Below are 22,895 nucleotides of genomic sequence, written 5' to 3'. Positions count from 1 at the left end.
GCGACGAACCGCTGCTGCATTGAAACGGCACCAGACTGTGCCGTTGTCACAACAGCACGTCCACGCCGTGGATGGCAAGCCCGACGATGCCGCCGACCAGCGTACCGTTGACGCGGATATACTGAAGATCGCGTCCCACCGCGTTTTCGAGCCGCGTCGTGATCGTGCGCGCATCCCATCCGCGTACGGTTTCGGACACGAGGCGCACGATGCCGTCGCCATAATCGGCCGCGACGCCGACCACCGTACGGCGAACGAAGCGATTGATCGTACGGGCAAGACCGGGATCGGCCTGCACCGTACCGCCCAGTTGCCGCAGCATCTCTCCCAGCTTGCCCGCCATCGCCGCCTCCGGATCGCGCGCGATCTTCAGCATCGCCTCGCGTGCCTGCTCCCACAATCCGTCCAGCCAGCGCTGCATCGCCGGATTGGCGATCATCTCCGCCTTCAGCGCCTCGACCCGCTCGCGCGTCTCCCGGTCATGTTGCAGATCCCAGGCAAGCCGATCGAGCCCTTCCTCCATCTTCAGCCGCAACGGATGCTCCGCATCCTCCGCCATGTCGTTCAACAGCTTGTCCAGACCACCGATCAGGCGGTCCGCCACCGTCTCGTCCAGACCGGTCCAGCGCAGCAACGCCCCCGCCCGCTCGTGCACCATCGCCCGGATCAGCGCCTCGTTCGACGACAGCGCGCGCGCCGCCCAGCGTATGCCGCCATCCAGCAGCGGCGCATGGCGGTTTTCCGCCACCGCCGCCTTCAGCAACTGGCCCAGGATCGGCGACACCTCCGTCGCACGCAGCCGCGTTCCGATCGTCGCCTTGACCATCCCGCCCAGCCGCTGCGGGTCGAACGCCTGCAACATTTCCGCCGCCAGCTTGGAGGCACCACGCCGGATACGCCCGCCCTCGCCCGGCGGCTGCGCCAGCCAGCGCCCCGCGGCACGCGCCACGTCCACCCGGTGCATCCGCCGCGCGACGACCCGCGGCACCAGGAAATTGGAGCGCAGGAACTGCGCCAGCGTGTCGCCGATGCGATCCTTGTTGCGCGGGACGATCGCGGTGTGCGGGATGGGCAGGCCCAGCGGATGCCGGAACAGCGCCGTGACCGCGAACCAGTCGGCCAGTCCGCCAACCATCGCCGCCTCCGCAAACGCGCGCACGAAGCCCCAGCCCGGATGCACCGGAACCAGCGCGCGGCTGATGAAAAAGGTGATCGCCATGGCGACCAGCAGTCCGGTGGCGACGATTCGCATGCGCACAAGAGCCGGAGGAGCGGGCTCCTTGGCCCCGGTGCGATGCAGGCGGTTCATCACCAACGACAATCCCCGAACCGCGGGATTGTTCAAGCTGCGTATCGATCGCACCGCAATCATTCCTGTGCCAGACAGGACCGGACATCGTCAGGAGGCTGCCGTTCCCACCCATATTCCCGCCCCGCTGCGCACCGTGGCCACTGCGACCGGGCGGCTGGCGGCCGCCTTGTGCGCGCTGGTGTTCGGCTATGCACTGGCCGGCGCGATCGGCGGATCGATTCCGGCCGGCGGCGCGGAACCACGACCTTCGTCACGCGCGGTGACCATCTGGGTCGAATCGAACGGCATCCATACCGCGATCATCGTGCCCAAGCGGGCCGCCGGCGTGGACTGGCGCCCCGTCTTCCCGGCCCGCGACCTCGCCGACCCGCGCTATGGCGGCTATGATCATCTGGCGATCGGCTGGGGCGAGGCGGCGTTCTTTTTGGAAACGCCGCGCTGGCGCGACATCCGGCCGGCGACGATCGCCGCGGCCGCGATCGGCAGCGATCGCTCGCTGGTCCATGTCGATCATCTCCCCCGCCCCCGGCCGGGGGACGGCGCGCGCGCCGTGCTGCTGAGCGAGGCCGGGTATCGGCGGCTGGCGGCTTATATCGCCGCCAGCCTGGCGCCGCGAGGGCGGGTCCATCCCGGCTACGGCGCTTACGATGCCTTCTACCCGGCCCGTGGTCGCTATTCCGCGATCACGACCTGCAATGCATGGACCGGGGCGGCGCTGCGCCATGCCGGCGTGCGCATGGGGCGGTGGACGCCCTTTCCCACCACGGTGATGTGGTGGCTGTGACCGGTCAGTCGTTCGCCGCCTGATAGCCGTCATAGCCGCGGCACTCCTCGGGGTGCTTGCGGCACCTTTTCTCGTAATCGCGACGCTCGCGGCCCTCGCGGGCTTCCTTCTTGCGCATCTTGCGCCCGTAATTGCGGTCGGCCTCGTCCTGGCTGGTCGTCGTCCAGTCGACCACCTGCCCCGCCACCTGGAACGGCGCCTTCACCACCCCCACGGCGGTCCGCACGCACCCCCCCGCCATCAACGGCACCATCAACGCAAGACACAGACCGACTTTACGCATTCACTCAACTCCGGATCGCACCGCATCGCGCGTGGAAACACCGATTAACGGATAGTCCGTGAAGAATCCGTCGATTCCAAGGCGGAGTGCCGATGCGATCTCGCCGCCCAGATCGCCGTGTCCGGCGGGGGCCGTGCCGCGCCGGAAAGGCGGCGTCAGAAACGCATTTTCGGCCCGGAACGTCCAGGGGTGAACGCGCAAGCCCGCCGCATGCGCATCGTCCACCAGCGTCGTGGCACCACCCTCCACATTACACAGCATCGCCTTGTCCGGACCGATCCCCCATGCATAGCGCGCGACCGCCCGCAGTCCGGCCGGCGTAACCATCGCCGCATAGGACGGCGCGGCATGATCGGCAGGCGCCCCCTCCGCCGCCACCAACTGGATCAGCCGCACGCCGGTACGCGCATGCAGCCATTTCAGATTGTCCACCTCGAACGACTGGATGAAGACCGGTGCCGCCGCCGTCGTCCAGCCCGCCTTCTTCAGCACCGCCAGCAAGGGACGATCGGTGTTCAGGCCGATGCCGGCGAAATAGGTCGGATGTTTGGTCTCCGGATAGATTGCGATGGTTCGCCCCGTCTGCGTCGAGCGCGCCTTGGCCAGTGCGATGATCTCGTCCAGCGTCGGGATCGTCTCCTGCCCGTCATGCGCGGTGGAGCGCATCTGCGGCAGGCGTTCGCGCGCGCGCAGTCGCTTCAATTCGGCCAGCGTGAAATCCTCGGTGAACCAGCCCGTCACCGGCTGGCCGTCGATCGTCTTGGTCGCCCGGCGATCCGCAAATTCGGGATGCTCGGCCACGTCCGTCGTCCCCCCGATCTCGTTCTCATGCCGGGCGACCAGCACGCCGTCCTTGGTCGGCACGAGATCCGGCTCGATCACATCGGCGCCCTGCGCGATCGCCAGATCATAGGCGGCGATGGTGTGTTCGGGCCGCTCCCCGCTGGCGCCGCGATGGGCGATCACGATCGGGGGCGACAATGGACCGGATCGCAGCGTCATGGCGCCAGCCTGCCCCGTCATTCCGGCCGCGGCAAGCAAAGTGGTGAGAGTGGTTCGCAACGGGAAACCAACATTGATCATGGCGTTTGTTCTCGGTCCTCGGGAGCTTTCCGCAATGCATTTCACGATCAATGGTCAATCGCATGACATCGATGTCGATGTGCGCACCTCGCTGCTCGACCTGTGTCGGGAGCATCTGGGCCTGACCGGGTCGAAAAAGGGATGCGACCATGGTCAGTGCGGCGCCTGCACGATGCTGGTGAACGGCCGGCGGATCAATTCCTGCCTGTCGCTGGCGGTGATGCACCAGGATGACGAGATCACCACGATCGAGGGGCTGGGTCAGGTCGGCGACCTCCACCCGCTGCAGGACGCATTCGTGCGCCATGACGGCTATCAATGCGGTTATTGCACGCCGGGCCAGATCTGCTCGGCGGTCGGCATGCTGGACGAGGCCAGCAAGGGCTGGCCCTCGCATGTCAGCGCGGACCTGAGCGACGTCGAGCTGAGCGACGAGGAGATTTCCGAACGGATGAGCGGCAATCTGTGTCGCTGCGCCGCCTACCCGAACATCGTCGATGCGATCCGCGAGGTCGCCGGCAAGGGCAACCGCGATCCCAATGCCGAGGTCGGCCGGGAGGTCGCGGCATGAAGCCCTTCGCCTATGAGCGCGCCGACAGCGCGGAGGTCGCGGTACGCGAAGCCGGCACCGCCGGCGCGAAGTTCATCGCGGGCGGCACCAACCTTCTCGACCTGATGAAGCTTCAGGTCGAGACGCCGCAAACGCTGGTCGATATCAGTCGTCTGCCGCTCTCCGAGATCGAGGAGCGCGAGGATGGCGGCCTGACCATCGGCGCGCTGGTCCCGAACAGCGACCTTGCCGCCGATGCCCGCGTGATCGAGCGCTATCCGGTGCTGTCGCGCGCGCTGCTGGCCGGCGCCAGCGGGCAGTTGCGCAACAAGGCCTCGACCGGCGGCAACCTGCTTCAGCGGACGCGCTGCTATTATTTTTACGACACCGCCATGCCCTGCAACAAGCGGGAGCCGGGGACGGGCTGCTCGGCGCGCGAAGGCTTCAACCGCATCCTGGCGGTACTCGGCACGTCGGAGAACTGCATCGCAACCCATCCCAGCGACATGGCGGTGGCGATGCGCGTGCTGGACGCCACCATCGTCACGCTGAAGGCGGATGGCGACCGGCGCCGGATCGCGATCGCCGATTTCTACCGCCTGCCCGGCGACACGCCGCATATCGAAACCGCGCTGGAGGCGGGTGAACTCATCACCCATGTCGAACTGCCGGCACCGCCCAAGGGCAAACAGATTTATCGCAAGGTCCGCGACCGCGCATCCTATGCCTTTGCGCTGGTTTCGGTCGCGGGCGTGGTCGAGGTGGCCGACGGCCGCATCGCCAGCGCATCGCTGGCCTTTGGTGGGCTGGGGCCGATGCCGTGGCGCGATGCCGGGGTCGAGGCGGCCTTGGTCGGCAAGGCGCCCGACGACATCGCGTTCGGCGCCGCCGCCGATGCGCTGCTCGCCAATGCCAGGGGCTATGGCAGCAACGATTTCAAGATTCCGCTCGCACGCCGCACACTGATTGCGAGCCTGCGCGAGCTGACGGAGGCATGAGCATGTTCGGCAATTCCGACACCAAGTCGCTGACGATGAATCAGCCTTATCCGGACAGCCTGCTCGACACCGGGGTGCAGGGCGTCATCTCGAAGCCGCTCGACCGCGTCGATGGACCGTTCAAGGTGTCCGGCACCGCCACCTATGCCGCCGAATACGACATTCCGAATGCGGTGCACGGTGTTCTCGTCTCCGCCAAGATCGGCCACGGCGAGGTACGATCGATCGACATCGACGCGGCCAAGGCGATGCCGGGCGTCATCGACGTCATCACCGACTACGACTCCTTTCTGCGCAATTCGCAACAGGGCGGCGAGACCAAGGCCCCGACCCAGGGCGTCAAGCAGGTCGATTATTTCGGCCAGATCGTGGCGATCGTCCTGGCCGAAACCTTTGAAGCCGCACGGGAGGCCGCGCTGTCGATCCCGGTCGAATATGACTACAAGTCCGGCGTCTACAATTTCGAGGCGCACAGGGACGAAGCGCACAAGCCGCCCAAGGCGATGATCCCGCCGCACTACAGCCAGGGCGATCCGGACAAGGCGTTCGACGAAGCCCCGGTAAAGGTCGACGTGACCTATATCACCCCCAGCCAGAACTCGGCGGCGATGGAGCCCCATGCCTCGATCGCGGTCTGGGAAGAAGGCGCGCTGACGCTTTACGGCGCGTATCAGATGCCGACCTCGGACGCGTCGCAGCTTGCCGACGCGCTGGGCGTGTCGAAGAACAAGGTGCGCATCGTCTCGCGCTATATCGGCGGTGGCTTCGGCTCGAAGCTGGGCATCGCACCCGAAAGCGTCGCCGCAGCGATCGCGGCCAAGCGGCTCGGCCGCCCGGTCAAGGCGGTGATGCTGCGCCAGCAGGTGTTCGACGCCACGGTGCGCCGGTCCAACACCGAACAGCGCGTGAAACTGGCCGCCGGGCGCGACGGGCGCATGACCACGCTGGTGCACGATTCGCTCGTCTCCAACCTGCCGGGCGAATCCTTCTTCGAACCCGTCGGCATCGGCACCCATTCGCTCTATGCCAGCGAGAATCGCCGCATCAACCACGACACGGTCGATGTGAACCTGACGCTCTCGGGCTCGATGCGCGCGCCCGGCGAGGCGGTCGGCATGGTCGGCGTCGAATGTGCGATGGACGAGCTGGCCGAGGCGTTGGGGCTGGACCCGATCGAACTGCGCCGGATCAACGATCCCGAACAGGACCCGGAAAAGCAGGTTCCCTTCTCGTCGCGCAAGCTGACCCAGTCGATGGACGAGGGTGCACGCCGGTTCGGTTGGGACAAGCGCAATGCCGTGCCCGGATCGCGGCGCGAGGGCGACTGGCTGGTCGGCATCGGCATGGCCGCCGCCACCCGTAACAACCAGTTGCAGCAATCCTCCGCCAAGGCCGAGATCCATCCCGATGGCAGCGCCACGGTTTCGTCGGCGATGACCGATATCGGCACGGGCAGCTACACCATCATGGCGCAGATCGCCTCCGAGATCCTCGGCATCCCGGTGGACCGCATCACCATGAAGCTGGGCGACACCAACGATCCGCCCGCGGCCGGCTCGGGCGGCTCCTGGGGCGCGGCGTCGGCCGGTTCGGCGGTTTATCTGGCCTGCGAGCTGCTGCGCGAGAAGCTGGCCAAGGCGATGGAGGTCGATCCCGCCGACCTGACGCTCAAGGACGGCCAGGCGATCGGCGGCAACCGGCAGGTGGCGATCGCCGATCTGGTCGGCGACGGCATCGAGGCGACCGGCGAGATCAAGCCCGGCAAGCAGGAAAAGACGCACACACAGGCCAGCTACGGCGCGCATTTCGCAGAGGTCGGCGTCAACGTCGTCACCGGCGAAGTCCGGGTCAGGCGGATGCTGGGCGTGTTCGCGGCCGGCCGCGTGCTCAACGCCAAGACGGCGCGGTCGCAGTGCCTGGGCGGCATGACCTTCGGCATCGGGACTGCCCTGACCGAGGAGTTGATCCATGACACGCGCAACGGCAAGCTGGTGAACCATGATCTTGCCGAATATCATGTGCCGGTGAATGCCGACGTGCCGCAGCTCGAGGTGCATTTCCTCGACGAACGCGACATCCACGCCAACCCGATCCATGCCAAGGGCATCGGCGAGCTGGGCATTTCGGGTGCCGCCCCGGCAGTGGTGAACGCGATCTACAACGCGACCGGCATCCGCGTCCGCGACCTGCCGATCACGCTCGACAAGCTGCTCGACGGACTGCCGCCCGTCTGATCGGACGCTTCCCGCTTCGCTCGGCATCAACGGACGGAGTATGACATGGACGATCCCTCCCCCAACGCCCTGGGGGAGGACAGGAACGATAGATGGCCGAAAACGACTCCGTCCTCTCCGCCGCACGCGCCTGGAAGGGCGAAAAGCTGGCCATCGCCACGGTGGTATCCACCTGGGGATCGGCTCCGCGCCCCCGCGGCAGCCACATGCTGGTTCACGCCGATGGACGGTTCGAGGGGTCGGTGTCGGGTGGCTGCGTCGAAAGCGACATCCTGCAAACCGCGGCCGAGGTGATCGCGGGCTCTCCCTTCCAGGTCAAACGCTACGGCGTCGCCGATGCTGCGGCGTGGGAGGTGGGCCTGCCCTGCGGCGGCGAGATCGCGGTAATGGTACAGCCCGTCTCGGCCGAAGGGTTCGATCCCGAATTGTTCGACCGGATCGCGGAAGCGCGCGAGGATGGCCGCTCGCTCACCGTCACCACCGACCTCGCCACCGGCCATTCCGACCTGCGGCCTGTGGAGACGGGAGAAATCTTCGCCAACCGCTACGATCCGCCCCGGCGCCTGTTGATCGTCGGCGCGGTGCAGATCGCGCAGAGCCTCGCCGCGCTGGCTGCGACGCTGGGCATCGCCACGGTGGTGATCGACCCGCGCGGCCGCTTCCTGACCGAGGAACGCTTTCCCGGCGTCACGCTGGACGATCGCTGGCCCGATGAGGCGATCGCGGCATGGCGCCCCGGCCCCGCCACGGCGGTGGTGACGCTCAGCCACGACATCAAGATCGACGATCCCGCGCTGATCGCCGCGCTTGCCAGCGACGCCGCCTATGTCGGCGCACTGGGCAGCCGGCGCAGCCATGCCGCCCGGCGCGAACGTCTCGCGGCGGCGGGGCTGACCGAGGCGGCGATCGACCGCATCGACGGCCCCGTCGGGATCGATATCGGCGCGATTGGCCCGTCCGAGATCGCGCTGTCGATCGCCGCCGCCATGGTGGGGGCATTTCATGATCGCCGCTGAGGACACCGTTCTTGTCCTTCTGGCCGCCGGCCGCTCGGATCGCTTCGGATCGGAAAACAAGCTGGAGGCCGAGTTTCTGGGCAAGCCGGTCGGCTTCCACGTCACCACCGCGCTGGAGGCGATTCCGTTCAAGGCGCGGGTCGCGGTGGTCGATGGCTGCCGGCTGGACTTTGCAAGCCGCGGCTACCGCGTGATTCACAACGATGCGGTCGGGCGCGGCATGTCGCATTCGGTCCGCCTCGGCGTCGCCTGTGCCATGTCGCTGGAGGCGCGCGCCGTGGTGATCGCGCTGGCCGACATGCCGCGCGTCACCGCCACCCATATCTACCGCCTGCTCGACACCGCCGATGGCGACGATGCCGTGGCGGTGTCCAGCAATGGCGTGCATCCCACCCCGCCGGGCGTCTTCGGCCGCGACCGGTTCGACACGCTGATGCAGTTGCAGGGGGATGCGGGCGCGCGCCAGCTGGTCGCCGCCGGCCGCCATGTCGTGACCACCCCGACCGAGCTGATCGACATCGACACGCCCGACGATCTGGAACGCCTGCGCCAGCTCGTCCACGCGCCCGAACGCGCGATCACTCGTGGCGCAGTGCGTCGATCGGATTGAGCGCCGCGGCGCGCCTTGCGGGAAAATAGCCGAAGACCACGCCGATCACCGCCGAAATGGCGAACGCGATCATGTTGATCTGCGGATCGAACGTCCACGGCACCTGCATCAGCGGCGCCAGCGCCAGGATGATGAGCTGCGCCAGCACCAGCCCGACGATCCCGCCCAGGCATGACAGCGCCACCGCCTCGACCAGAAACTGCATCAACACCTCGCGCGCCACCGCCCCGATCGCCAGCCGGATACCGATCTCGCGCGTCCGCTCCGTCACCGACACCAGCATGATGTTCATGATGCCGATCCCCCCCACCACCAGACTGATCGCCGCCACCGCCGCCACAATCCGCGTCAACAGCGTCGTCGTCCCCGTCAGGGTGTCGGAAATCTGCTTCGTATCGAAGATGTTGAAGTCATCTTCCTTGCCGCCCGTGATGTTGCGCCGCTCGCGCAGCAGATCGGTGAGCGATGCCTGCACCGCCGCGGTGGAATAGGCCTGGTCGACCCCGATCAGCATCAACTGGATGTCGCGGTTGCCGGTGAAGCGGCGTTGCACCGCCTTGATCGGCATGATGACGGTGTCGTCCTGGTCGCCGCCAAAGCCCGCCTGCCCGCGCGTCGACAGCACGCCGATCACGTCGCAGCTGATGTTGCCGACCCGGAAGCGCTGGCCCACCGCCTCGCCGCCGCGAAACAGGTTGGTGCGCACGGTATTGCCGATGATGCACACCGCCTTGCCCGCTTCCTCCTCCGCCGGTGTCCAGTAGCGCCCGGATACCAGCGGCCAGGGCTGCACCTTGAACACGTCGCTGGTGGTGCCGCGCACCGTGGTCGACCAGTTCGCACCCTCGTAGATCGCGGTCACCGCCGACGACGCCTGCGGCGCGACCCCGGTGACGCCGGCGATCTGGTTCTTGATCGCCTCCACGTCCTCGGGCTTGAAGTCGGGCGGGCGCGGACCGCCGCCGCCCCGGCCGAAGCCCTGGCCGGGACGCAGTTGCAGGATGTTGGTGCCCAGTGCCGAGATCTGCTGCTGCACGGCCGAGGTCGTCGCCTTGCCCAGCGTGACCATGGTCACCACCGCGCCGACGCCGATGACGATGCCCAGGATCGTCAGGAACGAGCGCAACAGGTGCCGCCGGATCGACCGGATCGCGAGGGTAAGCGTGGTGCCGAACATCAGGCGCGTTCCTCCGGCAGGCGGGGGGGCATGTCCTCTGGCATCGTCCCTTGCGCATGCTGCGCCTCGATGCGCTCAACCAGCCCGTCCTTGAAATGCACCACGGTGCGCGCGAACGCGGCCATGTCGGGCTCGTGCGTCACCATCAGCACGGTGATCCCGCTGTCGCGGTTGAGCCCGGTGAGCAGTTGCATGATCTCCACCGAGCGTTCCGAATCGAGATTGCCCGTCGGCTCGTCGGCCAGCAGCACGTCCGGACTGGTCACAATCGCCCGCGCGATCGCCACGCGCTGCTGTTGCCCGCCCGACAGTTCGGCGGGCGTATGGTCCCACCAGTCCGCCAGCCCGACCTTGTCGAGCGCGGCCATGCCCATGTCGCGCCGCGTCTTGCGATCCTCGCCGCGGTAGAGCAGCGGCAGTTCGACATTCTCCAGTGCCGAGGTGCGGCTGAGCAGGTTGAACCCCTGGAACACAAAGCCAAGATATTGCCGGCGGAGCAGTGCGCGCTGGTCGCGGTCCAGCGTCTCGACGTGATGGCCGCGGAACAGGAACGTGCCGCCGCTGGGCACATCCAGGCATCCCAAGATGTTCATCGTGGTCGATTTGCCCGATCCCGACGGCCCCATCACCGCAACGAAGTCGCCCGCCGCGATGTCGAGGTCGACACCCTTCAGCGCCTGGAACTGCGTCGCGCCCATGCCATAGGTCTTGGTGACGCCGCGCAGCGAGATGAGCGGTGGATTACTGGCCACCGCCCCCTCCCTGCCGCCGCTGGCCGCCGCCGCGACGCTGGCCGCCCGCCGTGTCGCCGCCGCCCGTCAATTGCCCGGTGATGACCTGCATGCCGGGCTTCAGGTCGCCGCCGGTTACCTCGGTCATGCTGCCGTTGGTGTCGCCGGTTACGATCTGCACCGGCTGCGGCTGACCGTCGCCGCCGCGCACATACACGGTCTGCGTCGCACCACGGCCCAGCGTCGCGGTACGTGCCGGCCGGTCGCGGCGCGGGCGGAAGGTCAGCGAGCCCGCGATGCCGCCGCCCTGATCGCCCCCGGCCCCCGTCGTCGGCTTGAAGCGCAAGGCAGCATTGGGGACGAGCAGCGCGTTTTGCTTGTCCGAGGTGACGATATCCGCGGTTGCGGTCATGCCGGGGCGCAGTTGCAGCGTCGGGTTGGCAACCGTCAGGTCCGCGGCATAGCTGACCACCTGATTGGTCGCCGTCGTCGTGGTGGTCGAGGAAGAGGCCGTGGCCGCGCTGACCGTCAGGTTCGATCCCAGGTCGACGCGCGTGATCTTCGCCGGGAAGGTACGGCCGGGAAACGCGTCCACGGTGAAGTTCGCCTTCTGCCCCACCTGCACCGCGCCGACATCCGCTTCGTCGATCGCGACCTCCAGCTTCATCTGGGTCAGGTCCTCGGCGATCACGAACAGCGTCGGCGTGTTGAACGAGGCCGCCACCGTCTGGCCGGGATCGACCTGCCGCGCCAGCACCACGCCCGATACCGGCGAGCGGATGATCGCCCGCGCCCGCTGCGTCTGCGACTGCGCCAGTTGCGCGCGCGCCGCGGCCACATTGGCCTCCGCCACGCGCAGGGCCGCCGCCGCACGCTGCGCATCCGCACGCCCGGCCTGAAGCTCGGTGCCGGATGGCACGCGGCCCTTGGACAGCCGGTACACTTCCTCCAACCGGGCAAGCTGCGCCTGCGATTCGGACAGGGTGGCACGCGCCTGCGCCACCTGCGCCTGATTGGCGTTCAGCGTCGCCCGGCCGGCGCGGATCTGATCGTCGATCTGTTCGGGATCGATCAGCGCCAGCGCCTGTCCTGCGGTCACGCGATCGTTCACGTCCACCACGACGCGGGTGACCAGACCCGACAGCTGCGAGCCCACCGTCACCTGGTTGGTCGGCGCCAGCTTGCCCGTGGCCGAGACGGTCACCGTCAGGTTGCCGCGGCTGACCGGCGCGGTCGCATATTGCGGCGCATCGGATCCGCCCAGGCAGTTCTTGAGCAGCAGCAACAGCAGCACGACGCCGACCGCCACCGCACCCCAGCTCACCCATCGCCGCCAGCGCGGCTGCGGCTTCATCCCCAGAAAATTGTCGAGCGCTTCGTCGGCCATCAGGGATTCCCGGTGGTGGAAAGGGTGGTGCCGGCGCGCGGCGCCTCGGGCGTCACATCGGCATCCCAGCCGCCGCCCAGCGCCGCGAACAGGGTGACCAGCGCGGTGGCGGCGTCGCTGCGCGCGCTCGCCTCGCTATTGCGCGCGTTGAACAACGCGGCCTCCTGCTGCGACAAGGTGGTGAAATCGGTCAGGCCGGAACGATACTGGCTGCGGCTGAGGATCGCGGCGTTGTTGGCCGCATCCAGCGCCACCGCAAACTCGCGCTCGCGCTCGCGCGCGGTGTTGAGCGCGACCACGGCCACCTCGACATCCTCCAGCGCGTTCAGCACGGTGCCGCGATAGGCGGCCAGCGCGGCATCCGCCGCCGCCTCGCTCGACCGCACCCGGCTGCGCAACTGGCCGCCGTTGAATATCGCCTGGGTCAGGCCGGCGAACAGGCTGCCGGTGATCGCCTCGCCGATCGAACCGATGCTGGTCGCGTTGGTGTTGAGGTTGCCGCTGATCGCCAGCGCCGGATAGAGCGCGGCCTTGTCCACGCCGATCTGCGCGGTGGCCGCCGCCAGATTGCGCTCGGCGGCGCGCACATCGGGTCGCCGGCGCAACAGGTCGGCGGGCAGGCCGACGCCGATCGCCGCAGGGCCCCCCGGGATCGGGCGCACCGCCTCCATCCGCCCCTTCACCGCACCGGGCGCCTGCCCGGTCAGCACGCCCAGCCGCGACACCGCCGCATTATATTGCTGCGCCAGCGCCGGGATCGTCGCGGCGGTCTGCGCCCGCTGTCCCCGCGCCTGTTCGTTGTCCAGCGACGAGACGAGGCCCGCCTGTACGCGGAAACCGGCAATCTCCAGATTGTCGTCCTGGAGCGCCAGGCTGGCGCGCGCATTGGCCAGTTGCGCCTGATACAGCCGCGCCAGCACATAGTTGCGCGCCGTCTCGCTCTCGACGGTCAGCAGCGTCGCGGCATAGTCGAAGCCCGACGCCTCATATTGCGCGCGCGTCGCCTCCACGGTGCGGCGCACCTCGCCGAACAGGCCGAGCTGGTAGCGCGCCGACAGGCCCACCGTATAGGCGTTGCGACCGCCGCCGCCGGTATCGACCACGGTGCCGTCGGGCAGCGTGAACGAACGCCCGCCGCCCACCACATTCTCGTTGCGCTGGTATCCGGTCGACCCGGAAAGGGTCGGCAGCAGCGAGGCCCGGCTCTGCACCAGGCTTTCGCGCGCCTGCCGCAGCCGGGCCACCGCCTGTGCGACATCGGTGTTGGCGGCGGCGGCCTGCTCGACCAGTTCGCCCAGCAACGGATCGTCGAACCGCCGCCACCAGCGGGTCAGGTCCGCAACCTCGGCCTGGGTGGCGGGCACCGACCATCCGTCCGGCACGCCCAGTTCGGCGGGCGCCGCGGGCCGATAGTCGGGGCCGACGGTGCAGCCGGCAAGCGCCAGGGGCGCGAGGAACAGGGCGCGAGCGCGGAACATGGGGCGGAGGGATGCGGCATCGCCCCGCCCGACGTCCAGCATTATTATGTCGCAACCTGTGTCACGCCCGACATGCGCGACTATTCAAGCTCCAGAATCACCGCATCCACCGCCAGGCTGTCGCCCGTCCGTGCGCTGACCGCCTTCACCGTCCCGCTCTTGGCCGCGCGCAGGATATTCTCCATCTTCATCGCCTCGACCACCGCCAGCGCCTGCCCCGCCTCGACCCGGTCGCCCTCGCCCACGTCGAGGCGCACGAGCAGCCCCGGCATCGGCGCGATCAGGAAGCGCGACAGATCCGGCGCCACCTTCTCGATCATGTGCCGCGTCAGCGCCCCCGCATGCCCCGGCACGACGCGCACGTCATGTGCCGCCCCGCGCGTCGACAAACGCCAGCCGCCGCGCGTCCGGGCAAGCCGGATGGTCAGCGCCTCGGGCGCCTCCACCGTGACGATCCGGTCGCCGGGCGTATATTCCATCTCCAGCTCGACGCCCACGCCGTCCACCGTCACCGCGTCGGTATCGACCACGACGTGGCGATCCTCGCCCCCGATCCGCACCTGCCATTCGCCCGGCGGCGGCAGGCGGCGGCCGAGTTGCCCGTCGATCCGCCGCGCCCGGTCCGCCTCCGCCGTCGCGACGAATGCGGCGACCGCGGCCAGGATGCGGAGCAGTCCGGGTTCGGCCGGTGCGCCGTGAAAGCCCTCGGGATATTCCTCGGCGATGAAGCCGGTGGTCAGCGCGCCGTCGCGGAAGCGCGGATGCTGCATCAGCGCGGACAGGAAATCGAGGTTCGTGCCCGGCCCCTCGATCCGGAACCCGTCGAGTGCCGCCACCTGCGCATCGATCGCGCCCTCGCGCGTCGGCGCCCAGGTCACCAGCTTGGCAATCATCGGGTCGTAGAACATGCTGACCTCGCCGCCCTCGGCCACGCCGTCATCGACGCGGACCCGGCCCGCCTCGTCCGCCACCGGCTCGGGTGCCTGATAGCGTACCAGCCGGCCGATGCTCGGCAGGAAGCCGCGATACGGGTCCTCGGCATAGACGCGCGTTTCCACCGACCAGCCGTTCAGCCGCACATCGTCCTGTTCGAACGACAGCGGCTCGCCCGCCGCCACCCGGATCATCTGCTCGACCAGATCCAGCCCGGTGATCTCCTCGGTCACCGGATGCTCGACCTGAAGCCGGGTGTTCATCTCCAGGAAGTAGAAGCTTTCGCCCGTCGGGTCCGCGCCCGACACGATCAGCTCCACCGTACCCGCCGAATAATAGCCCACCGCGCGTGCCAGCGCGACCGCCTGCTCGCCCATCGCCCGGCGCATCGCGGGCGTGACAAAGGGTGACGGCGCTTCCTCGACCACCTTCTGGTGGCGGCGCTGCACCGAACATTCGCGCTCGCCCAGATACAGGACCTTGCCATGCTGGTCGCCCAGCACCTGTATCTCGATATGGCGCGGGTCCTGGATGAACTTCTCGATGAACACGCGGTCGTCGCCGAAACTGGCCAGCCCCTCGCGCTTGGTCGCCTCGAAGCCTTCGCGCACATCCGCCTCGCTCCAGGCGAGCCGCATCCCCTTGCCGCCGCCGCCGGCCGAGGCCTTCATCATCACCGGATAGCCGATCTCGCCGGCGATGCGCACCGCATGTTCGGTATCCGCGATCTCGCCCAGGAAGCCCGGAACGACGTTGACGCCGGCGTCCTTGGCCAGCTTCTTCGATTCGATCTTGTCGCCCATCGCCGCGATCGCGTTCGGCGGCGGGCCGATGAACGCGATCCCCGCCTCGGCACAGGCCCGCGCAAAGCTTTCCCGCTCCGACAGGAAGCCATAGCCGGGATGGATCGCATCCGCCCCCGTTTCCCGGGCCGCCAGCAGGATCAGCTCCGCCTTCAGATAGCTTTCCGCCGCCGGTGCCGGCCCCAGCCGCACGCTCTCGTCGGCCAGCATCACATGCGGGCTGCGTGCATCGGCATCCGAATAGACCGCCACCGTCGCGATGCCCATCGCGCGGGCGGTGCGGATGACGCGGCACGCGATCTCGCCGCGATTGGCGATCAGGATCTTCTTGAACATGCTTGGCTCCCCTCCCGCTTCACGGGCGACACCTGCGTGCCTGCCCGTGAGCGTCGTTGTCATGGGGGGAGGCGCTGTCCTCCCCTGCCCCTCCCGCAAGGGAAGGGGCGTCCGTCATTCCGCCGCGACGCGCATCGGCTCCTCGCCCGCCATCGGCGACAGGCCCAGCTTGGCGAACAGCGCCGCGTCCGCGCTGTCGCCGGCATTGCCCGCGGTCAGCAGCTTGTCGCCGGTGAAGATCGAATTGGCACCCGCCATGAAGCACAAGGCTTGCGTCGCCTCCGACATGCTCTCGCGCCCGGCGGACAACCGTACCATGCTCAGCGGCATGGTGATCCGCGCCACGGCCACGGTGCGGACGAATTCGATATCGTCGATCTTGGCCAGCGGCGTATCGGCCAGCATGTCGCCCAGCACGGTGCCCTTCACCGGCACCAGCGCGTTCACCGGCACGCTTTCCGGATGGCGCGGCAGGGTGGCGAGCGCATGGACGAAGCCGACCCGGTCGCTGCGGCTCTCGCCCATGCCGACGATGCCGCCGCAGCACACCGAAATCCCCGCCTCGCGGACATGGTCCAGCGTCTGCAACCGGTCCTCGAAGCAGCGCGTGGTGATGACGTTCGCGTAATTCTCCGGAGAGGTGTCGATGTTATGGTTGTAATAGTCGAGGCCCGCCGCCTTCAGCCGCTGCGCCTGGGGTGCATCCAGCATGCCCAGCGTCATGCAGGTCTCCAGCCCCATCGCCTTCACGCCCTCGACCATGGCGACGACCTTGTCCATGTCGCGATCCTTGGGGCTTCGCCACGCCGCGCCCATGCAGAAGCGCTGCGAACCCGCCGCCTTGGCCTCGGCCGCCGCGGTCAGGACGGCGTTCACGTCCATCAGCTTCTCGGCCTTCACGTCGCTCTCGGCCGATGCCGACTGCGAACAATATCCGCAATCCTCCGGGCAACCGCCGGTCTTGATCGACAACAGGGTGCAAAGCTGCACCTCGTCCGCGGCATGATGGCGGCGATGCACCTCGGCGGCGCGGAAGACGAGTTCGGTGAACGGCAGGTCGAACAGGCCTGCGATCTCCGCGCGGGTCCAGTCTGTGCGCAAGGCCGTCGCCGGGGCGGCGGGGCGTTCGAGCGTATCGGCAATCATTCGGCAGCGTCCTGTTCGGGTGGCATGTTATGTCCCAGCAGCCTCAACACTTCTTCGGCCGCTTTCACAAGGTTGGTGCCCGGGCCGAAGATCGCCTGCACCCCGGCATCGCGCAGCGCCTGGTAATCCTGCGCCGGGATCACCCCGCCCGCGATCACCTTGATATCGGGGCGGCCGGCCTCCCGCAGATGGCCGATCAACTCGGGGATCAGCGTCTTGTGCCCCGCCGCCAGGCTGGAGGCACCGACCACGTCGACATCCTTCTCGATCGCCAGCACCGCGGCCTCGTCCGGCGTCTGGAACAGCGGCCCGGACACGACTTCGAACCCCAGGTCGCCGAACATCGACGACACCAGATTGGCGCCGCGATCATGCCCGTCCTGCCCCATCTTGGCGACCAGCATCCGGGGGCGGCGCCCCAGCCGCCGCTCGGTCGCGGACACGCCCTCCTGCAACCGCACCCAGCGCACGTCCTCGCCGTAAGCGCCGCCATAGATGCCCTTCACCGGCACCGGCTGCGTCCCATAGCGACCAAAGGCGTCTTCCATCGCCGCCGAAATCTCGCCCAGCGTCGCGCGGTGGCGCGCGCATTCGACCGCGAAAGCCAGCAGATTATGCTCGTACCGGCCGGAGGCTTCGCGCGCCGCATCCCGCAACGCCGCCAGCGCCGCCCGGCACGCCGCCTCGTCCCGCGTTTCGCGCAACTGCGCCAGCCGCGCGACCTGCGCCTCGCGCACCGCATGATTGTCGACGTCCAGGATATCGATCGGCGACTCCTCGCTCGACCGGTATTTGTTCACCCCGACGATCACGTCCTCGCCGCGGTCCGCACGTGCGGCGCGCGCGGCGGCGGCTTCCTCGATCATCGCCTTGGGCCAGCCGGCGTCCACCGCGCGGGCCATGCCGCCCTCCGCCTCCACGCGGTCGAGCAATTCGGTCGCGCGCGTCACCAGGTCCTGGGTCAGCGCCTCGACATAATAGCTGCCGCCCAGCGGATCGACGACATGGGTGATCCCCGCCTCTTCCTGCAACACCAGTTGCGTGTTGCGTGCGATCCGCGCGGAAAAGTCGGTGGGCAGCGCGATCGCCTCGTCCAGCGCGTTGGTATGCAGCGACTGGGTGCCGCCGAACGCCGCCGCCATCGCTTCGATCGTGGTGCGGATGACGTTGGTGTACGGGTCCTGCTCCTGCAGGCTGACCCCGCTGGTCTGGCAATGCGTGCGCAGCATCTTGGAGCGCTCGTCCTTTGCCCCCAGCTCGGTCATCACCCGGTGCCACAGCGTGCGCGCGGCGCGCAGCTTGGCGACCTCCATGAAGAAGTTCATGCCGATCGCGAAGAAGAAGGACAGGCGCCCGGCGAACTTGTCGATATCCAGCCCCGCCGCCATCGCCGCGCGCACATATTCGCGACCGTCGGCAATGGTGAAGGCCAGTTCCTGCACCTGCGTCGCCCCGGCCTCCTGCATGTGATAGCCGGAGATCGAGATGGAATTGAACTTCGGCATCTCGGCCGAGGTATAGGCGATGATGTCCGACACGATCCGCATGCTGGGCGCCGGCGGATAGATATAGGTGTTGCGGACCATGAACTCCTTCAGGATGTCGTTCTGGATGGTCCCTTCCAGCTTGGCGCGGGGCACGCCCTGCTCCTCGCCCGCGACGATGAAGAAGGCGAGGATCGGGATCACCGCGCCGTTCATCGTCATCGATACCGACATCTGGTCGAGCGGAATGCCGTCGAACAGGATCTTCATGTCCTCGACCGAATCGATCGCCACACCCGCCTTGCCGACATCGCCGACGACGCGCGGATGATCCGAATCATAGCCGCGATGCGTGGCCAGGTCGAAGGCGACCGACAGCCCCTTCTGCCCCGCCGCCAGGTTGCGGCGGTAAAAGGCGTTGGAGGCCTCCGCGGTGGAGAAGCCGGCATATTGGCGGATCGTCCACGGCCGCCCGGCATACATGCTGGCGCGCACCCCGCGGGTGAACGGCGCGAAACCGGGCAGGCCGGGGTCGGCGGTCACATCCTCGGGCGTGTAGAGCGGCTTGACCGCGATCCCCTCCGGCGTGTGCCAGGTGAGATCGGCGCCCTTGACCTCTTTCGCCGCGGCGGCGGCCCAATCGTCCAGCGTCGGCTTGTCGGCCATTACGCCTCCTGCTCCAATGTCCCGGCCGCGGCGGATTGCCGCATCGTCCATGCTTATTTTGTTTCCTTAAACCGGAACAATCGTGCCGAGGCAAGCCGGGCCGGGATTACGCCCCGCGGAACGCCGGCGCCCGTTTGTTCAGGAACGCCATGCCCCCTTCGGTCGCGTCCGCACTGCCGCGTGCCAAGCGCTGGTCGGCCGCCTCGCGGGTCATCGCCGCGGCATAGTCGCTTGAAAACCCGTCGTGCAGCGCGCGTCGCATCAGGCCCAGCGCCACCGTCGGCCCCGCCGCCAGCCGCCCGGCCAGCGCCAGCGCCTCGGCATCCAGCGCATCGTCGGAGACCACGCGGTGGATCATGTCCCATTCCAGCGCGCGGGCAGCCGGCACCCGCTCGCCCAGCATCATCATCTCCGCGGCGCGCGCCCGGCCGATCAGCCGCGGCAACATCCACGACGCGCCGCCATCGGGGACCAGCCCGATATTGACGAAGGCGTGCAGGAAATAGGCGCTGTCGCTCGCCACGCAGAAATCGGCGGCCAGCGCCAGGCTGCATCCGATGCCGGCCGCGGGGCCCCGGACCGCGCTGACCACCGGCACGCCCAGGTCCGCGATCGCCAGCAGCGCCGGATTGTAGCTGCGGGTCAGCGCCGCCTCGGTCGCCTCGCCCGGATCGCCCTCGCGCAACGCCACCGCGGCCACGTCCGCCCCCGAACAGAAGCCGCGCCCCGCCCCCGCCAGCAACACCGCGCGCGCGCCCTCCAGATCGCGAAGCGCACCGGTCAGCGCCTCGAACATCTCGGGCGGTGCCGCATTCAGCCGATCGGGACGATTGAGCGTCAGCACCAGCACGTCGCCGCGCCGCTCGCTCAGGATCATGGGCGCGCTCATGCGTGGCTTTCCATCAGTTCGACCAGCATGCCGCCGGTATCGCGCGGATGGACGAACACGATCGGCGTGCCGTGCGCGCCGATGCGCGGCTCGCCCAGCACGGTCGCGCCCTTTGCCTTCATCGCCGCGACCGCGGCATGGATGTCGGGCACCTCGAAGCAGACATGATGCTGCCCGCCTGCCGGGTTCTTCTTCAAAAAGCCTGCGATCGGCGAGGCTTCGTCATAGGGTTCGATCAATTCGATCTGCGTGTTGGGCGCGTCGATGAAACACACCTTCACCCCTTGCGCCGGCAGGTCGAACGGCTCCCCGATCGCCTCGGCCCCCAACAGGTCCCGCCACATCTCGATCGACGCCGCGATCGACGGCGTCGCAACCCCCACATGATTCAACCGCCCCAACGCCATCTTCATCTCCTCAACAGCCTTGCAGCATGTTCGCCTCGCCGCCCTCTACCCGATACGCATTCCCCACCCGCACATACCGCGCCTCAAACGCCCGCGTGCCGGTAAAACGAACCGTAAAGGATTGATCGGGCACGATCTTCACGATCTTCCCCTGGCTCGATTGCGGCCGCCCGACCGCCGCCCCGCCATCATCATAGCTGTCCAGGAAGTCGGCCAGCTTCACCGGCCCGGTCGGCTGCAGCTCGACCAGCGTGGTGCGCCCGCAGGTATAGCCCTGCCACGTCCCGCCGCCCTGCGCCTGGACCACCGGCAGGCGGCCGAACTTGTTCGACACGCTCCAATCGCTCATCCGCCCCATGCTGCCGGCCAGCACCGCTTCGGGAAAGCGCCGATCGACCGCATAGCGTTCGCCGTCCGGCTTCAGATAGGTGATGTCCAGCCGCCCGGCGGAAACATGCGCGGGCTCGGCCACCTGCCCCTCGCTGACCAGCACCGGGCCGAACGGCGTATCGACCAGCCGGTGTTCGTCGAACACATAATGCTCGCCCGACTCGCTTTCTGCCGTGTTGCCCGCCGGGAACGCGGCCTTCACCGCCGCCGCCAGCCGCTCGTCGGGCAGCAGCCCCGCGACATTGGGCGTCGCGGGCGGCACGTCTGCGGTGGCGGCCGGCGTCGCGGCGGGGCGCGGCGCCTCGTTCGCCGCCCGCTCGCGCCACCACAGCACCGCCAGCACGACCACCGCCGCCAGCAACAGCAGCGTCAGCCACGGCAGCCTGCGCCCGCCACCCTTCGCCCTGGCTCGCTTACCTCCGCTCATAGCGGAATGTTATCGTGCTTCTTCCAGGGATTGGCGAGGCTCTTGTTGCGCAACTTGCGCAGGCCCAGCGCGATGCGGCGGCGGGTGGAATGCGGCTGGATCACCTCGTCGACGAAGCCCTTGCTGGCCGCGACGAACGGATTGGCGAAGCGCGCCTCATATTCCGCGGTGCGCTCGGCGATCTCCTCGGGCGTGCGCCCGCGGAAGATGATCTCCACCGCGCCCTTGGCGCCCATCACCGCGATCTCGGCGGTCGGCCACGCATAGTTCAGGTCGCCGCGCAGATGCTTCGACGCCATCACGTCATAGGCGCCGCCGTAAGCCTTGCGCGTGATGACCGTGATCTTGGGCACCGTCGCCTCGCCATAGGCGAAGAGCAGCTTGGCGCCGTGCTTGATGATGCCGTTATGCTCCTGCGCGGTGCCGGGCAGGAAGCCGGGCACGTCGACGAACGTCACGATCGGGATCTCGAACGCGTCGCAGAAGCGCACGAAGCGCGCCGCCTTGCGACTGGCATTGATGTCCAGCACGCCCGCCAGCACCATCGGCTGGTTCGCGACGAAGCCGACCGTGCGCCCCTCGATCCGGCCGAAGCCGCAGATGATGTTGCCGCCATGCGCGGGCTGGATCTCGAAGAAATCGCCCTCGTCCACCACCTTGGACAGCAATTCGTGCATGTCATAGGGCTGGTTGGCAGAGGCCGGGACCAGCGTGTCCAGGCTGTCCTCCACCCGGTCCCACGGATCGGAGGTCGGCCGCTCGGGCACCCCCGTGCGGTTGGTCAGCGGCAGGAAGTCGAAAAAGTCGCGCGCCGCCAGCAGCGCCTCGACATCATTCTCGAACGCCACGTCCGCCACCGAGGTGCGCGTGGTGTGCGTCACCGCGCCGCCCAGTTCCTCCTGGGTCACCACCTCGTTCGTCACCGTCTTCACGACGTCCGGCCCGGTGACGAACATGTAGCTCGAATCCTTCACCATGAAGATGAAGTCGGTCATCGCCGGTGAGTACACCGCGCCGCCTGCACACGGCCCCATGATCAGCGACAGCTGCGGCACCACGCCCGATGCCAGCACGTTGCGCTGGAACACCTCGGCATAGCCGCCCAGGCTCGCCACGCCTTCCTGGATGCGCGCGCCGCCCGAATCGTTCAGGCCGATCACAGGCGCACCGACCTTCATCGCCATGTCCATGATCTTGCAGATCTTTTGCGCGTGCCGCTCCGACAGCGACCCGCCGAACACGGTGAAATCCTGGGAGAATACGAACACCAGCCGGCCGTTGATCGTCCCCGATCCGGTGATCACGCCGTCACCCGGCACCACCTGCTCGGTCATGCCGAAATCGGTGCAGTTATGCTCGACGAACATGTCGAGTTCCTCGAAACTGCCCTCGTCCAGCAGCACGTCCAGCCGCTCGCGCGCGGTCAGCTTGCCCTTGGCATGTTGCGCATCGATCCGCTTCTGCCCCCCACCCATGCGGGCGGCGGCGCGGCGGCGTTCCAATTCGGCGATCGTCGACGACATGGCCTCTCCTTGTTTGTCAGCCTCTCTGCCCTGCCTCGGATGCCAAATGCAAATGCCTGCGTCTTCAGTGGCTTTCATGCGTTCCCCCCGCGACCATCGCCAGGAGCGCCGTTTATGCCCGATTCGATCGATCGCCGCCTGATGCTGAAACTGGGCGGTGCCGCCGCCGGCATGGTGCTCGGCGCCCGCGGGGCCGATGCGCAGAAATATCCGCCGCCCAGCGATGTCGACCGCGGCCGCGTCGAAGC

General features: G+C 68.1%; 20 protein-coding genes. 6 read left to right on the top strand and 14 right to left on the bottom strand.

The window, feature by feature from the left end:
• Positions 1-46 precede the first annotated feature (46 nt).
• Entirely contained in the window at positions 47-1,252 is a 1,206-nt protein-coding gene (locus OXR08_RS15105) for a DUF445 domain-containing protein (protein ID WP_149681124.1), read from the bottom strand.
• A 193-nt stretch (positions 1,253-1,445) separates the two neighbouring features.
• Between OXR08_RS15105 and OXR08_RS15100 the strand changes: the two genes are divergently transcribed.
• A complete protein-coding gene (locus tag OXR08_RS15100) occupies positions 1,446-2,096 on the top strand; it encodes a TIGR02117 family protein (RefSeq protein WP_267351123.1) in 651 nt (216 codons plus the stop codon).
• Positions 2,097-2,100: 4 nt separating this feature from the next.
• Here the strand turns inward: OXR08_RS15100 and OXR08_RS15095 are convergent, their stop codons facing one another.
• Together OXR08_RS15095 and OXR08_RS15090 are read right to left on the bottom strand one after the other, a co-directional pair.
• Entirely contained in the window at positions 2,101-2,379 is a 279-nt protein-coding gene (locus OXR08_RS15095) for a hypothetical protein (protein WP_112381428.1), read from the bottom strand.
• Positions 2,380-3,381, bottom strand: coding sequence for a glycerophosphodiester phosphodiesterase (locus OXR08_RS15090; RefSeq protein WP_267351122.1), 1,002 nt, complete (start codon positions 3,379-3,381; stop codon positions 2,380-2,382).
• Between the two features lie 115 nt (positions 3,382-3,496).
• On the opposite strand from OXR08_RS15090, the gene OXR08_RS15085 reads away from it, so the two are divergent.
• From OXR08_RS15085 to OXR08_RS15065, 5 genes are all read left to right on the top strand, one after another.
• Positions 3,497-4,033 carry a 2Fe-2S iron-sulfur cluster-binding protein gene (locus tag OXR08_RS15085; RefSeq protein WP_112381429.1) on the top strand — a complete coding sequence of 179 codons (537 nt, stop codon included), beginning with the start codon at positions 3,497-3,499 and terminating at the stop codon, positions 4,031-4,033.
• Complete coding sequence (locus OXR08_RS15080) at positions 4,030-5,010, top strand: xanthine dehydrogenase family protein subunit M (RefSeq protein WP_267351121.1); 981 nt, start codon at positions 4,030-4,032, stop codon at positions 5,008-5,010. Before OXR08_RS15085 ends, OXR08_RS15080 begins: the two co-directional genes overlap by 4 nt.
• Positions 5,007-7,244 (top strand): xanthine dehydrogenase family protein molybdopterin-binding subunit, encoded by a 2,238-nt coding sequence (locus tag OXR08_RS15075; protein ID WP_267351120.1) that lies wholly within the window; start codon positions 5,007-5,009, stop codon positions 7,242-7,244. Before OXR08_RS15080 ends, OXR08_RS15075 begins: the two co-directional genes overlap by 4 nt.
• 92 nt (positions 7,245-7,336) lie before the next feature.
• Positions 7,337-8,260, top strand: a complete 924-nt coding sequence (locus tag OXR08_RS15070) for an XdhC family protein (protein ID WP_267351118.1) — start codon at positions 7,337-7,339, stop codon at positions 8,258-8,260.
• Positions 8,247-8,870 carry a nucleotidyltransferase family protein gene (locus tag OXR08_RS15065; protein ID WP_267351117.1) on the top strand — a complete coding sequence of 208 codons (624 nt, stop codon included), beginning with the start codon at positions 8,247-8,249 and terminating at the stop codon, positions 8,868-8,870. Before OXR08_RS15070 ends, OXR08_RS15065 begins: the two co-directional genes overlap by 14 nt.
• On the opposite strand, the gene OXR08_RS15060 is transcribed toward OXR08_RS15065, so the two are convergent.
• The 11 genes from OXR08_RS15060 to OXR08_RS15010 all read right to left on the bottom strand — a co-directional run bounded on the left by OXR08_RS15060 (position 8,839) and on the right by OXR08_RS15010 (position 22,647).
• Positions 8,839-10,047 carry an ABC transporter permease gene (locus OXR08_RS15060; RefSeq protein ID WP_112381434.1) on the bottom strand — a complete coding sequence of 403 codons (1,209 nt, stop codon included), beginning with the start codon at positions 10,045-10,047 and terminating at the stop codon, positions 8,839-8,841. The genes OXR08_RS15065 and OXR08_RS15060 overlap by 32 nt on opposite strands.
• Positions 10,047-10,745 carry an ABC transporter ATP-binding protein gene (locus tag OXR08_RS15055; protein WP_149681475.1) on the bottom strand — a complete coding sequence of 233 codons (699 nt, stop codon included), beginning with the start codon at positions 10,743-10,745 and terminating at the stop codon, positions 10,047-10,049. Before OXR08_RS15055 ends, OXR08_RS15060 begins: the two co-directional genes overlap by 1 nt.
• Before the next feature lie 43 nt (positions 10,746-10,788).
• Positions 10,789-12,165 carry an efflux RND transporter periplasmic adaptor subunit gene (locus OXR08_RS15050; protein WP_267351115.1) on the bottom strand — a complete coding sequence of 459 codons (1,377 nt, stop codon included), beginning with the start codon at positions 12,163-12,165 and terminating at the stop codon, positions 10,789-10,791.
• Positions 12,165-13,643: an efflux transporter outer membrane subunit gene (locus OXR08_RS15045; protein WP_112381779.1), complete on the bottom strand. Its 1,479-nt coding sequence runs from the start codon at positions 13,641-13,643 to the stop codon at positions 12,165-12,167. The genes OXR08_RS15050 and OXR08_RS15045 overlap by 1 nt, the downstream gene beginning before the upstream one ends.
• Before the next feature lie 80 nt (positions 13,644-13,723).
• A complete protein-coding gene (locus OXR08_RS15040) occupies positions 13,724-15,715 on the bottom strand; it encodes an acetyl/propionyl/methylcrotonyl-CoA carboxylase subunit alpha (RefSeq protein ID WP_267351112.1) in 1,992 nt (663 codons plus the stop codon).
• A 114-nt stretch (positions 15,716-15,829) separates the two neighbouring features.
• Positions 15,830-16,861, bottom strand: a complete 1,032-nt coding sequence (gene bioB, locus OXR08_RS15035) for a biotin synthase BioB (RefSeq protein ID WP_267351110.1) — start codon at positions 16,859-16,861, stop codon at positions 15,830-15,832.
• Positions 16,858-19,011 carry a methylmalonyl-CoA mutase gene (gene scpA / locus OXR08_RS15030; RefSeq protein WP_267351108.1) on the bottom strand — a complete coding sequence of 718 codons (2,154 nt, stop codon included), beginning with the start codon at positions 19,009-19,011 and terminating at the stop codon, positions 16,858-16,860. The genes bioB and scpA overlap by 4 nt, the downstream gene beginning before the upstream one ends.
• Before the next feature lie 106 nt (positions 19,012-19,117).
• On the bottom strand, positions 19,118-19,900 hold the full coding sequence (locus tag OXR08_RS15025; RefSeq protein WP_267351106.1) for an enoyl-CoA hydratase-related protein: 783 nt from the start codon (positions 19,898-19,900) through the stop codon (positions 19,118-19,120).
• Positions 19,897-20,307 carry a methylmalonyl-CoA epimerase gene (gene mce, locus OXR08_RS15020; protein WP_112381781.1) on the bottom strand — a complete coding sequence of 137 codons (411 nt, stop codon included), beginning with the start codon at positions 20,305-20,307 and terminating at the stop codon, positions 19,897-19,899. The genes OXR08_RS15025 and mce overlap by 4 nt, the downstream gene beginning before the upstream one ends.
• 10 nt (positions 20,308-20,317) lie before the next feature.
• Positions 20,318-21,124, bottom strand: coding sequence for a hypothetical protein (locus OXR08_RS15015; RefSeq protein WP_267351103.1), 807 nt, complete (start codon positions 21,122-21,124; stop codon positions 20,318-20,320).
• Positions 21,121-22,647 (bottom strand): acyl-CoA carboxylase subunit beta, encoded by a 1,527-nt coding sequence (locus tag OXR08_RS15010; RefSeq protein ID WP_267351100.1) that lies wholly within the window; start codon positions 22,645-22,647, stop codon positions 21,121-21,123. Before OXR08_RS15010 ends, OXR08_RS15015 begins: the two co-directional genes overlap by 4 nt.
• Positions 22,648-22,895: the final 248 nt, after the last annotated feature.

It is taken from the genome of Sphingomonas sp. GM_Shp_2, assembly GCF_026540875.1.
Taxonomy (GTDB): domain Bacteria; phylum Pseudomonadota; class Alphaproteobacteria; order Sphingomonadales; family Sphingomonadaceae; genus Sphingomonas; species Sphingomonas carotinifaciens.
The sequence above is the reverse complement of the archived record's forward strand: the minus strand, read 5'-3'. Positions and strand labels throughout refer to the sequence as shown.